Below are 13,500 nucleotides of genomic sequence, written 5' to 3' on the forward strand. Positions count from 1 at the left end.
TATGATGGTATAGCATTTAGCTCATGATAGTTTCTTGATCTTGCAATTGACCGACAACAGCTTGAATGTCTTTACTTGCTGGCTCTGCCTGCTTTTGCGTGCTCAGCGATGGCATTGCGTAGGAAGAGAAGTTGATCGTATCCAGCATAGTCAGCAGTGCTTCGACTGTATCAAGCGAGGTCATGCAGACGACGCCGTTCTCAACCGCTTCACGGCGGATACGGAATCCGTCACGCTCTGGCGTTTTGCCTTTGGTCAGCGTGTTGACGACGAAGTTTGCTTGTCCGCTGCGAATGAGATCCAGAATATTCGGTGTGCCTTCGGACAGCTTGTTCACAACAGTAACCGGGATATTGGCTGCTTTCAGCGCATCGGCTGTACCGCCAGTAGCGATGATTTTGTAACCAAGACGATAGAAGCCTTTGAGCAGACGAACTGCTTCGTCTTTGTCCTTGTCGGCTACTGTAGCAATCAGCGCGCCAGTGGATGGGATTTTCATACCAGCACCGATCAGACCTTTGTATAGTGCTTTGGCATATAGCAGGTCGCGACCCATCACTTCACCAGTCGATTTCATTTCTGGTCCGAGTGTCGGTTCTACACGACGTAGCTTGGCGAACGAGAATACCGGTACTTTCACAGATACGTAGTCGCTTTCTGGCCACAGTCCCTCTTGGTAACCGAGATCAGCCAGCTTGCGTCCGAGGATCGCTTGTGTTGCGATATTTGCCATCGGGATATTGGTTACTTTGCTCAGGAACGGTACGGTACGGGAGGAACGCGGGTTTACCTCGATCACATACACTTCATTTTGGAAAATAACGAACTGGATGTTGACCAGACCGATTGTTTTCAGTTCCTTGGCAATTTTGATCGTGATGTTAACGATTTTCTCTTTCAGTTCGGCAGTCAGATGTTGTGGCGGGTAGACAGCGATGGAGTCACCGGAGTGAACACCTGCTCTCTCAATATGCTCCATGATGCCTGGTACAACAACCGTATCGCCATCACAGATCGCATCCACTTCCACTTCCTTACCGAGCATATAACGGTCGATCAGTACCGGGTGTTCTGGATTGATCTTCACCGCTTCTGCCATATAACGCAGCAGCTCGTCATCAGAGTACACGATCTCCATCGCGCGTCCACCAAGTACGTACGATGGACGTACCAGCACCGGATAGCCAAGCTTCTGTGCCGTTTCTACTGCTTCGTCAACCGATTGTACCGTGCTGCCTTTTGGTTGCGCGATATTCAGACGGGACAGCAGTGCTTCGAACTTTTTACGGTTTTCGGCTTCGTCGATGCTGTCAAGGCTCGTACCGAGAATGTTGACGCCCGCTTGTTGCAGTGGTGCTGCCAAGTTGATCGCAGTTTGTCCACCAAACTGTACGATTACGCCGATTGGTTGCTCTTGCTCGATAACGTTCATCACGTCCTCGAAGAACAGCGGTTCAAAGTACAGACGGTCAGATGTGTTAAAGTCGGTCGATACCGTTTCCGGGTTGTTGTTGATAATGACCGCTTCGTATCCTGCTTCTTGAATCGCCCATACAGCGTGTACGGTCGAGTAGTCAAACTCAATCCCTTGACCAATCCGAATCGGACCGGAGCCAAGCACAACGATCTTTTGCTTCTCGGCTTGTGTGACTTCGTTCTCGGTTTCATACGTGGAGTAGTAATATGGCGTTGTCGCTTCAAACTCGGCTGCGCACGTATCAACCATTTTATAGACAGGTACAAGACCTTTTTCTTTACGATAGCTACGGATGGAATGTTCATCACTGAACTTGTCATCCGGCTGATTCGGCTTGCGCAGTTCAGCAATGGAACGGTCAGTGAAGCCTAGACGCTTCGCTGTATAGAGCGTGTCATCAGACAGTTGTTCTTCCAATGCAATGACCGATTCATAAGCGACGATCCGCTCGATCTTGTCGAGGAACCACCAGTCGACATTGGTCAGCTCTTGGATCTGATCCAGACTGTAGCCGCGACGGAACGCTTCCGCGACCAGGAACAGACGCTCGTCGTCTGCTTTGGTCAGACGTTCATTCAGTTTCTCATCGGAAATCTCGTGCGCATCTTTCAGATGAATACGGTGTACTCCGATTTCCAGTGAGCGTACGGCTTTGTGAATCGCTTCTTCAAACGTACGTCCAATCGCCATTACTTCACCGGTTGCTTTCATTTGCGTACCGAGCTTGCGGTTCGCGCTGGTGAATTTGTCAAATGGCCAGCGTGGGATTTTGGCAACGATGTAATCCAGTGTCGGCTCAAAGCATGCGTATGTTTGACCAGTTACCGGGTTCATGATCTCATCCAATGTGTAACCAAGGGCAATCTTGGCAGCCATTTTGGCAATCGGATAACCCGTTGCTTTGGATGCCAGTGCCGAGGAGCGGCTAACACGCGGATTCACTTCGATTACATAGTATTGGTAGCTTTGCGGATCAAGTGCAAACTGTACGTTACATCCGCCTTCGATATTCAGCGCACGGATGATTTTCAGCGACGCAGAGCGCAGCATCTGATATTCACGATCGGACAGCGTTTGACTTGGTGCTACCACGATGCTATCGCCAGTGTGTACACCAACCGGGTCAAAGTTCTCCATATTACATACGACGATACAGTTATCGTTCGCATCGCGCATTACTTCGTATTCGACTTCTTTCATGCCGGCAATGCTCTTCTCTACCAGACATTGACCGATTGGACTGTAGCGCAATCCTGCCGCTACCGTCTCACGCAATTCTTCTTCATTGGCGCAAATACCGCCGCCCGTGCCGCCCAGTGTATAGGCCGGACGCACGATGATCGGATAGCCGATCTCGTTAGCGAAGACGAGTGATTCTTCCAGTGTAGTCGCGATGATACTTTCTGGAACCGGTTGTTCCAGCTCTCTCATCAGATCACGGAACAGATCGCGGTCTTCCGCTTTTTCAATCGAATTCAGCTGCGTACCGAGCAGCTTCACATTTTCGCTTTCCAACACGCCAGCGCGTGCCAATTCTACCGCCATATTCAGACCCGTTTGACCGCCCAGTGTCGGCAACAGTCCATCAGGACGCTCCTGACGAATGATCTGGGTCACGAATTCCAGTGTAATTGGCTCGATGTACACTTTATCTGCCATGTTCGTATCGGTCATAATCGTTGCCGGGTTGCTGTTGATCAGCACCACTTCAACGCCTTCTTCTTTGAGCGCTTGACACGCCTGTGTTCCTGCGTAGTCAAACTCGGCTGCTTGTCCGATTACAATCGGACCGGAACCGATCACGAGGATTTTCTTGAGGTCATTATTCTTGGGCATGCTTAGTTAGCTCCTTTCAAAGCGGCAAACATTTCGGCCTGACGTGTTTTCTTCGGATTGTCTTGTTTGTGCTCACGAATCATATTCAAAAATTGATCGAACAGATAGCTGTTATCAAATGGTCCCGGTGCCGCTTCTGGATGGTATTGTACAGAGAAGGCAGGGTATTTGCTATGCTTCAGTCCTTCAATCGTTTTGTCATTGTTATTGATGTGTGTTACTTCCAGATCTGTACCTACAATTGATTCTTCTTTGACTGTATAGCCATGGTTCTGGGAAGTGATATAGCAGCGTCCAGTGCTCAAGTCTTTGACCGGGTGGTTACCCCCGCGATGACCGAATTTTAGCTTCTCGGTATCCGCACCGCATGCCAGCGCAAACAGTTGGTGACCAAGGCAGATGCCGAAGATCGGGTATTCGCCAAGCAGTTCGCTCAGTACATTGACCGCATGCGGAACATCTTTCGGGTCCCCAGGGCCGTTAGACAGCTGAATGCCATCTGGATGTAGACGGCGAATCTGCTCAGCTGTTGTATCCTGTGGTACTACCACGACGTCGCAACCACGTTGTGACAGTTCGCGTACGATCCCGCTCTTCGCACCGTAGTCGATCAGCACGATGCGCTCTTTCGCACCTGGGCTGCTGTAGATGTGGCGAGTCGATGTGTGGCTCACCTGATCGATGGACGATGTTGTGCCTTGCAGGCGCTCCATCAGTTCCTCTGTAGACAGTGATGCGGTCGACAGAATGCCGCGCATCGTGCCTTGATGACGGATGCGGCGTGTCAGCATCCGTGTATCAATATCACTAATGCCGATAATGCCATATTCGCGCAGCAGTTCGTCGATGCTGTACTGAGCGCGCCAGTTACTTGGAACCGGCTCATGCCGTCGGACAACGAATCCATTAATATATGGACGAACCGACTCAAAGTCATCGCGGTTAATACCATAATTTCCGATCAGTGGATAAGTCATCGTTACAATCTGTCCGCAGTACGACGGATCGGACAGTACCTCCTGGTAACCGGTAATTCCGGTATTGAATACAACCTCTCCCGTCGTTTCGCCTTCCGCTCCGAAGCTACGGCCGGTGAATAATGTTCCGTCTTCCAATAACAATTTTGCCTGCATTCCGTTTCACTCCTCTGTCTTTCCTGAAAGTTATAATGATGGAGCATGGACACCCATGCATCCTTCTTATTGAATCGTCTGAATAATTATATCACAAGTTGGTATATTTATGCACTAGTAGTTATCGTTTTCTCTGACCACACGATTTGACCGCCCACAATTGTCATGGTTGGCCATCCTTGTAGCTTCCATCCTGTAAATGGTGTGTTCTTTCCTTTGGAAGCAAATGTCGCCGGATCAACCGCTCGTTCGCTATCCAGATCGATCAATGTCAGGTCGGCAGGTGCGCCCGTTTCCAGACGTCCGCTGTCGAGGCGGAATACTCTTGCCGGATCGGCAGTCATGCGCTGTACCAGTAGTTCAAGCGACCAGCGTCCAGTCTTGACGAACTTGGTGTAGAGCAGTGGAAATGCCGTTTCGAATCCAGTAATACCGAATGGTGCCAGCTCCATGCCTTTTGCCTTTTCCTCGGCGCTATGCGGTGCATGGTCGGTAACGATGATATCGAGTGTACCGTCTTCCAGCGCGGCGATGCAGGCTTCCACATCACGCGGCGAGCGCAGCGGCGGGTTCATTTTCCAATTGGCATCCATACCCGGAATGTCCTCGTCAGACAAAATCAAGTGATGCGGACACACCTCAGCGGTCACGTTGATGCCGATTGATTTTGCCAGTCGGATCAAGCGGATGGATTGTTCTGTACTAACGTGGCATACATGATAATGCACACCGGTCGCTTCGGCGAGCAAAATATCGCGTCCGACATGAATCGCTTCGGATTCGTTCGGTATGCCTTTTAAACCGTGCTTGCGAGCAAATTCACCATCCGTTACGGCTGCGCCGACAACGAGTGAATCGTCCTCACAGTGAGCGATAACCGGCATATCAATGGAAGCCGCTAGCCTCATTGCATCCTTCATCATTTGTGCATTTTGTACGCCGACACCATCATCTGTAAAGCCGACAGCGCCTGCTGCTTTCAGTGCTGCAAAGTCAGTCAATTCGCGTCCCAGTTCATTGTACGTGATCGCTGCATATGGCAGTACTTTGACGCCGTTGGCTTGTGCAGCTTTGTCCAAAATAAGCTCTACCACTTCCGGCTTATCGGTTACCGGCTTGGTGTTCGGCATACAAGCGATTGTTGTATACCCGCCCTTTGCTGCGGCTTCTGTGCCGCTGGCAATCGTTTCTTTATGTTCAAAGCCCGGCTCGCGCAGATGCACGTGCATATCGATCAAACCCGGTGTCAGCAGCTTGCCTGTGCCATCAATCTCGGTCAGCTCGGCGCCATTTGCCAGTTCGCGGATGATCTCTTCTGCCGCTTGATCTGCCGGAAATATACGAGCGATTTTACCGTCTTCTACCCATACATGCGTTGCCTTTAGTTCACCTTGTCCGTTCAGTACATTTGCGTTTTTTATGAAAATTGTCATCCTATACCTCCGAAGTTATCGGTATTCGCATCACTGCATAATCGTTGCATACAGATGCGAATACCTGAATCGTTATTCAAGTGTATCTACTGTATGATTAATTGCGTAGTGCGCGTTCGATAACCGCCATGCGGATCGGTACGCCATTTTGCATTTGCGTGAAAATTTTCGATTTCGGGCTTTCTACCAGTGCGTCGTCGATCTCGACATTACGGTTGACCGGAGCCGGATGCATGATGATTGCATGCGGCTTTAGCTTCGTTGCTCTGTCCTCAGTCAATCCGTAGTGCAGCCGGTAATCTTCGGCAGATTGGATCATGCCGCTGGCGTGACGTTCAAGCTGTACTCGTAGCATCATGATCACGTCGGCTTGCAGTGCTTCTTCCATAGAGATGTATTTCATATCTGGAATGTCGGTTGCTTTCATATTGTCCGGTGCGCAGAAGCTAACATTCGCCCCCATCGCCGTGAGTGCCCAGAAGTTGGAGCGAGCGACGCGGCTATGCAAGATGTCGCCCACAATCGCGACACGCAGACCTTTCATATCGCCAAAATGACGTTTCATGGTGTACAGGTCAAGCAGCGCCTGTGTCGGGTGCTCGTTGTTACCATCCCCGGCGTTAATGAGCGGAACGCTCACTTTCTCTGCCAGCTGTTGCAGTACACCCGCAGGCTTCAAACGAATAACTCCCGCATCGATGCCCATACTTTCCAGTGTTCGGACAGTATCGTAGATCGATTCGCCTTTCTCCACACTGGAAGCAGCTGATGTAAAGTTCAGTACTTCGGCGCCTAGTCGCTTCTGCGCCATTTCAAAGGAAACGCGAGTACGGGTACTATTTTCAAAAAACATATTCGCTACAAATTTGCCTTGCAGCACGGATACCTGTTTCTCGGTGTGTGCATCCCAATATGCGGCGCGATCTAGAATCGAAGTCAATTCAGAGGCGCTCATGCCTTTCAGTCCCAGCAAGCTGCGTTGGTTCAGGTTTGTTGTTGTCATGATCATACCAGTACCTCCCGATGTTGCAGGATATTGACCTGATCGTTCCCGTCCACTTCGCTTAGCAGCACTTCGATTTCTTCCAGTTTGGAAGTTGGTACATTTTTACCGATGTAATCCGGTCGAATCGGTAGTTCGCGGTGTCCGCGGTCAGCCAGCACTGCCAGTTGAATCATATTCGGTCGTCCGCAATCCATCAGCGCATCCATAGCTGCGCGGATTGTTCTACCAGTATATAGTACATCATCAATCAAAATAATCTTCTTGTCGCGGATGCTCAGATTCTCCGGCGTCAATCGCACTTGTTCGCCTAGTGCTGCCTTCGGTTCGTCGCTACGGTCGTCACGGTAGCCGGTGATGTCCAGCTCGCCGTAAGGAACCGGAGTGCCTTCAATTTCCTGAATACGAGCTGCAATCCGTCGTGCCAGATACACGCCGCGTGTACGGATGCCGACGATGATGCAATCTTCGATACCTTTATTTTTCTCCAAAATCTCGTGTGCAATACGGGTCAGTGCCCGGCGAATTGCCGTCTCATCCATGATAATGTTGATATGCGTATCCATTGTCATGATTTGTAGCCTCCTCAGGTTTATGTTGCTTACACCTAAGGCCCCGTGGTTAACAGGCATACCGTGCTGTGGTCATGCTGCAAACTCGTGCTGCGCCATCCGAAACAGGGTATAAAAAAACTCCCTGCCCGGAATGGCAAGGAGTGTGCAGTCATCTACCCTCGGTTATGACTGTCATACTTAGACGCACTGCAACCTCACCACTCCAGCGGAGGGCGTACTTGCAGTGAACATCATTCACGTTACCTTGCCAGTCTCTCTGGACTGAATTAAAGGTGCTTATTCATCTGAACTGAATTATGACAGATGCGGGTGGGGATGTCAACCTTGTTGGTGGGATTCGTTTTAGGACATGCTGCAAAATGTAGATATAGGAACCGATCAACGTTGGCATGGACTAAATAAGAGAAACCACTCCGGAAAAGGAAAATGCCAACGACCTCGGGTGAAGAGTGGAGTTTTTTCTGAATAGGGGGTGAGTGGTAAAAACTCCACTCTTCAAAGTCGGTCTTTTGGCATTTTTCCTTTTCCTCCGTTCCGTGCGGCTTGCTTTATACCTCATAGCCTATTTTAGGCGAAGTATTGATCCATGCAAAAAGACTGGGAGTTTGCATGATAGCAAGTTCCCAGTCTTTTGGTGTGATCATCTATTCTCTTTTAGATAGTGCATGAAGGATAGTGCACGAAGCATTGTACAGATGAAATATTGATTGAGCGGGTAGTTGCATAATCAATTGGTGTAAATGAAATGTTCTATATAGAGTTCTATATAGAGTTCTATATAGAGTTCTTTGTCGAGTTCTGTATAAGATTCCATATAGCACATGTAACCACTCAATCGTTATGCAACCACTCAGCATTATTCGTTCTGTACTTAAACGGAATTAGCGGTTGCGCAGGGCGAATAGTTCTTGTTCCATATCGTCCGGGATCGGTGCTTCGAATTCGAGGTATTCGCCAGTCGTTGGGTGTACAAAGCCGAGTACAGCGGCGTGCAGTGCTTGCCCTTTGACGTAGGATGCTTTGGCGCGTACGCGTCCGTACATCGGGTCGCCGACCAGCGGGTGGTCGATGAATTTCATGTGGACACGGATCTGGTGCGTGCGTCCGGTTTCGAGACGCAGCTCGGCAACAGTGAAATCGCCGAAGCGTTCGGTAACGGCAAAATGGGTTATGGCGTGTTTGCCGTTTTTATCGGTTACGGTGAACATTTTGCGGTTTTGCGATGCGCGTCCGATTGGGGCGTCGATCGTACCATGATCGTGATCGATATTACCGTGTACAAGCGCAATGTATTTGCGGGTCACACTGTGATCTTTGAGCTGGGCAGACAGGGATGCATGGGCTTTATCATTTTTGGCAGCCATCAGCAGTCCACTGGTGTCCTTATCGATACGATGTACGATGCCCGGACGCAGTTCGCCGTTAATGCCGGACAGGTCGGTGCAATGATACATCAGTGCATTGACCATCGTACCGGAATAGTGACCAGCAGCAGGATGCACGACCATGCCGCGTGCTTTGTTGATCACGATCAGGTCGGAATCTTCGTATACGATATTCAGCGGAATATTTTCCGGTTCCAGCTCGGTTGCGGACAGATCAGGAATCGTAACGACAACTTGCTCGCCTTCTGCCAGTTTGCGATTGGCTTTTACGGTTTGTCCATTGACGGTCACATGATTGTCTACGATCCAACCTTGAATTTGAGAACGGGAAAAGCCTTCCGGCATCCGGTCGGTAATGTATTTGTCGATCCGTGCTTTGGCATCTGCCGCTTCCACCGTCCACTCCAATGTGTCAGCGCCAGTTTCTTCATCATCCAACTCGGCGGACAATTCGTCGACCAATGTTTCTTCGTTCAGGTCAGCTTCGTTTTGCGGGTATTGCTCGTTATTATGATTACTCACTTAGATGTTCTCCTCTTTCTGCTCTACAGGCTGATTCTTTTCGCGGCGCATATCCAGCAGCGCGTCCAGAATGATCAGTGCCACCCCGACCACGATGCAGGAATCTGCTACGTTAAAGATCGGGAAGGTATAACTGCCAAAATTAAACTGGAAGAAATCGACGACCTCTCCCATCCGTGCACGATCTATAAAGTTGCCGACCGCTCCGCCAAGTACAAGCGACAGTGCGACAGGCAGCAGCTTATCCGGACGTGATTTGACTTTTTGAATGTACCACACGATTGCTACAACAACTGCAATCGTAATGACGATGAAAAACCAGCGCTGATTTTGCAAAATACCAAATGCCGCTCCTTGATTACGATGCGATGTAATCAGGAAAAAGTCACCGATCACCGGAATTTGCTCTCTCAACTCCATGCGCGTTGCTACGAAAAATTTGCTGATCTGGTCGATAATAATCGCCACGAGCGCAATGACATAATAGATCACGTTCATCCTCCACCCTGTTTGTTCAATCCCTGTGCCGGCGACAGCGGATCGCCTTACAGGGTCCGTTTCATCGTGAACACAGCTTTTCTTATTGTAGCATAGGGGTCGGGGTGCGTCTATTGATCAAACAGGGATACGCTAGTTATCCCATTTTCATGTTAATGGATAGGTTCAGGATCATCATGACAAATCTTCAAACAAGTTGCTATACAAAAAGCAGCCTATTCCTTATCAAAGGAACAGGCTGCTTGGCTTACTTTGAACGATTAGCATATGTTACAGAGAATAGCGAATTACGATACGTGGATGCTAGCTTTTTGACCGACCAGCTCTACTTGTTCCATGCCATCCACTTCGCCGAAGGTCACGTCTGTTACAAGCACATTCTCACGCAGTACACTGTCAAAGGCTTGAATCGCCTGACGCAACTCATCGCTGACGTTGAGGGTGAGATGTACATATTTCTCAATCGGCAGGTCAAGCTTTTTGCGGTAGTCCTGTACAGTACGTACCACTTCACGCACCCAGCCTTCCTGTTCCAGCTCAGGTGTGATGTCGGTATTAAGTGCAACCGTCAGACCGTAACCGGACGCGGAAGCAAAGCCGGATTTGGCTTTTTTCTCGACTAGCAATTCTTCACTCGTGACATGCAGTTCTTCACCTTCCGGTGAAGTCACATTCAGTACGCCTGCTTGCACGACATGGCGGGTTTCGTCTGCGGACATTTCTTTGAAGAAGTTTTGCAGGAAACCGACGTTTTTACCATACTTTTTACCAGCAACTTTCAGGTTCAGCTTGAATGTAAAATCAACGAAGCCAGCGTCATCATGCTCGGTACGAATGCCTTTTACGTTGATCTCATCCTTGATGATCTCTTCGTAACTTGCCAGATCAAAGTCCTTGTCGATCGACACGATCAATTCGGACAACGGCTGACGGTTTTTGATGCCTGTTTCGTTACGGACGTTACGTGCCAACTCGACGATGCGACGTGCTGTTTCCATATCGCGCTCCAGTTCCGCATCAATCCATGCTTCGTTGGACACCGGATAATCGTCCATATGCACGCTCTCGCCACTACTCAGATTCAGGTAAATATCTTCCGCCAGCATCGGTGTAAATGGTGCCAGCAGCTTCGCAGTCGTCAGCAACACTTCAGTCAGCGTGCGGTAAGCGTCCAGCTTGTCATCCGTCAATCCTGTACCCCAGAAACGATCGCGCGAACGGCGGATATACCAGTTGCTCAGCTCATCGACAAATGCTTCGATCGCTTTGGACGAGTTCAAATAATCGTTCACTGCCAGCGCCTTGTCGACCACGATGATCAGGCTGTTCAGGCGAGACACGATCCAGCGATCCAGCTTGTGTGCTGATAGTTGGAACGGATGCTCTGCCGGATCAAATCCATCAATCGTCGCATACAGCGTCAGGAACGCATGGGTATTGACGAGTGTATCCACCAGCTTGGACTTCGCCTCACCGACGATACCTTTGGAGAAACGTTTGCTGTTCCATGGTGCGCTATCAGATAACAGTGCCCAACGGAATGCATCGGTACCGTATTCGTCGATGACTTCCCATGGATCGATAACATTGCCTTTCGATTTGGACATTTTCTGTCCGCTCTCATCCAGTACGTGACCGGTTGCCATGACAGCTTTGTATGGTGCTTGACCAGTCAGCAATGTCGATACTGCCAACAGACTGTAGAACCAGCCGCGGGTCTGATCGATCCCTTCGCAGATCATATCCGCTGGGTATTGCTGCTGGAACACATCTTTATTTTCAAACGGATAGTGCTGCTGGGCGAACGGCATGGAGCCGCTATCGAACCAAACGTCAATCACTTCCGGTGTGCGCTTCATTTCATATTTGCCACAGGAACTACGTACTTTCACATCATCCACGTATGGCTTGTGCAATTCCAGGTTTTCCGGTACATCGCCGATCGCACGCTCACGCAGTTCGGCAATGCTGTGCGGTGCAAATTGCTCACCCGTTTCTTCACATACCCATACGTTCAGCGGTGTGCCCCAGTAACGATCACGGCTGATATTCCAGTCCACAAGGTCTTCCAGGAATTTACCAAAACGACCATCGCGTACATGACCCGGATACCAGGTTACATCGCTATTGTTAGCAATCAGCTGATCTTTGATCGCAGTCGTTTGGATAAACCAGCTGTCCATCGCATAGTACAACAGCGGCGTATCACAACGCCAGCAGAATGGATAGCTGTGCTCGTAGCGCTCTTTGCTGAACAAGGTATTATGCTCGGACAGATATTTGATGATATCTACATCGCAATCTTTGACAAAACGACCAGCAAAATCGGTCACTTCCGGTACGAATTTACCTTCCAGATCGACCAAGTTAACGAAGCTGATTCCATTCTCGCGGCAAACACGATAGTCATCTTCACCATGCGCTGGAGCCATATGAACGATACCAGTACCGCTAGCATCAGTAACAAAGCCTGCGCCGAGGATGATATTCGTTTTCTCTGCTTTGATGTAGCTAAATGGCGAATCGTACGTTTTGCCTACCAGCTCGGAACCTGGCAGTGTACTCAACACTTCGTATTCGGCTTTGATTGGAGCCATGACTTTTTCAACTAAATTTTTGGCAAGGATATATACTTCGCCATTCTGACTCACACGCGCATATTCCATATCCGGGTTCACTGCCAGTGCTACGTGAGATGGCAATGTCCAAGGTGTTGTCGTCCATGCCAGTACATATTCGCCGCTATCATGCAGCTTGAACTTGGCAGTAGCACTCAGGTCTTTGACATCTTTGTAACCCTGTGCCACTTCGTGAGAGCTGAGCGTCGTCTGACAGGACGGGCAATACGGGCTAACACGGTGCCCACGGTACATCAGACCTTTATCGTGGATGGTTGCCAGAATGTTCCATACGCTCTCGATATATCCATTGTTCAGTGTGATATACGGATTGTCCATATCTGTCCAATAGCCGATTGCTTCTGTCAGATCGCGCCATTGCTGCTCATATTCAAATACGCTTGCTTTACATTCGTTAATGAATTTCTCTACACCGTAATCTTCGATCTCCCATTTGTGGGAGATGCCCAGCTTCTTCTGTACACCCAGCTCCACCGGCAGACCGTGTGTATCCCAACCAGCTTTACGAACGACACGGTAGCCTTTCATCGTGTTGTAACGACCGATAAAGTCTTTAATCACTCGACCTAATACATGACCGATATGCGGTTTACCGTTCGCTGTTGGCGGTCCTTCGTAAAAGACGAAGTTCGGCTTGTCCTGACGATTTTCGATGGAGCGCTGGAATGTGCGCTCCGCATTCCATTTATTCAGAATACGCAGGTCGCGTGCCCGTGCTTTTTCTTTGACATCCACTCTTTGCATGGTTCATTCATCCTCTCTTCATTCAAAACATCCCGCTTGCAAAACATCAAAAAAACCCCGTCCCTGGAAAGGGACGAGGTTGCTCGCGTTACCACCCTTGTTTCATTCTGAATGCCATATCATGCTCATTATAACATGCAATGTCCATTCAAAATGACACTTGTGCCCGCACAATGTATGCGGCGCCTTGATAACGGCAGGCAATCCGGCTTGGCTTACTGATTCATTTCAGCCGCGCTTCTCCGGGGAGATTTT

The 13,500-nt window shown here is 49.5% G+C and carries 8 protein-coding genes and 1 other annotated feature (1 of these 9 cut by a window edge); all 8 genes read right to left on the bottom strand.

Going from position 1 to position 13,500, the window contains the following annotated elements; all coding sequences use genetic code 11:
* Window positions 1–16: 16 nt before the first annotated feature.
* The 8 genes from carB to ileS all read right to left on the bottom strand — a co-directional run bounded on the left by carB (window position 17) and on the right by ileS (window position 13,245).
* Entirely contained in the window at window positions 17–3,313 is a 3,297-nt protein-coding gene (carB, locus tag ACDE64_RS16250) for a carbamoyl-phosphate synthase large subunit (protein WP_411347513.1), read from the bottom strand.
* A 2-nt stretch (window positions 3,314–3,315) separates the two neighbouring features.
* On the bottom strand, window positions 3,316–4,446 hold the full coding sequence (gene carA, locus ACDE64_RS16255) for a glutamine-hydrolyzing carbamoyl-phosphate synthase small subunit (RefSeq protein WP_411347514.1): 1,131 nt from the start codon (window positions 4,444–4,446) through the stop codon (window positions 3,316–3,318).
* Between the two features lie 107 nt (window positions 4,447–4,553).
* Window positions 4,554–5,879 (bottom strand): dihydroorotase, encoded by a 1,326-nt coding sequence (locus ACDE64_RS16260; protein ID WP_411347515.1) that lies wholly within the window; start codon window positions 5,877–5,879, stop codon window positions 4,554–4,556.
* Between the two features lie 97 nt (window positions 5,880–5,976).
* Window positions 5,977–6,888 (bottom strand): aspartate carbamoyltransferase catalytic subunit, encoded by a 912-nt coding sequence (locus ACDE64_RS16265; RefSeq protein WP_411347516.1) that lies wholly within the window; start codon window positions 6,886–6,888, stop codon window positions 5,977–5,979.
* Entirely contained in the window at window positions 6,885–7,448 is a 564-nt protein-coding gene (gene pyrR, locus ACDE64_RS16270; RefSeq protein ID WP_411346817.1) for a bifunctional pyr operon transcriptional regulator/uracil phosphoribosyltransferase PyrR, read from the bottom strand. The genes ACDE64_RS16265 and pyrR overlap by 4 nt, the downstream gene beginning before the upstream one ends.
* 890 nt (window positions 7,449–8,338) lie before the next feature.
* Window positions 8,339–9,304 (bottom strand): RluA family pseudouridine synthase, encoded by a 966-nt coding sequence (locus ACDE64_RS16275; RefSeq protein WP_411346818.1) that lies wholly within the window; start codon window positions 9,302–9,304, stop codon window positions 8,339–8,341.
* Window positions 9,305–9,364: 60 nt separating this feature from the next.
* Window positions 9,365–9,856: a signal peptidase II gene (gene lspA / locus ACDE64_RS16280; RefSeq protein WP_411343163.1), complete on the bottom strand. Its 492-nt coding sequence runs from the start codon at window positions 9,854–9,856 to the stop codon at window positions 9,365–9,367.
* A gap of 293 nt (window positions 9,857–10,149) precedes the next feature.
* Entirely contained in the window at window positions 10,150–13,245 is a 3,096-nt protein-coding gene (gene ileS / locus ACDE64_RS16285) for an isoleucine--tRNA ligase (protein WP_411347517.1), read from the bottom strand.
* Between the two features lie 66 nt (window positions 13,246–13,311).
* Window positions 13,312–13,500 (bottom strand) — a binding site (T-box leader); it runs 87 nt beyond the window's last position.

Origin of the sequence: Paenibacillus sp. WLX2291 (assembly GCF_046603665.1) — a bacterium.
GTDB lineage: Bacteria > Bacillota > Bacilli > Paenibacillales > Paenibacillaceae > Saccharibacillus.

Excerpts from the sequence above, each read along its gene's own strand:
- carA (WP_411347514.1), bottom strand. The coding sequence starts at position 4,446 with ATGCAGGCAAAATTGTTATTGGAAGACGGAACATTATTCACCGGCCGT.
- ACDE64_RS16260 (WP_411347515.1), bottom strand. The coding sequence starts at position 5,879 with ATGACAATTTTCATAAAAAACGCAAATGTACTGAACGGACAAGGTGAA.
- carB (WP_411347513.1), bottom strand. The coding sequence starts at position 3,313 with ATGCCCAAGAATAATGACCTCAAGAAAATCCTCGTGATCGGTTCCGGT.
- ileS (WP_411347517.1), bottom strand. The coding sequence starts at position 13,245 with ATGCAAAGAGTGGATGTCAAAGAAAAAGCACGGGCACGCGACCTGCGT.
- pyrR (WP_411346817.1), bottom strand. The coding sequence starts at position 7,448 with ATGGATACGCATATCAACATTATCATGGATGAGACGGCAATTCGCCGG.
- ACDE64_RS16265 (WP_411347516.1), bottom strand. The coding sequence starts at position 6,888 with ATGATCATGACAACAACAAACCTGAACCAACGCAGCTTGCTGGGACTG.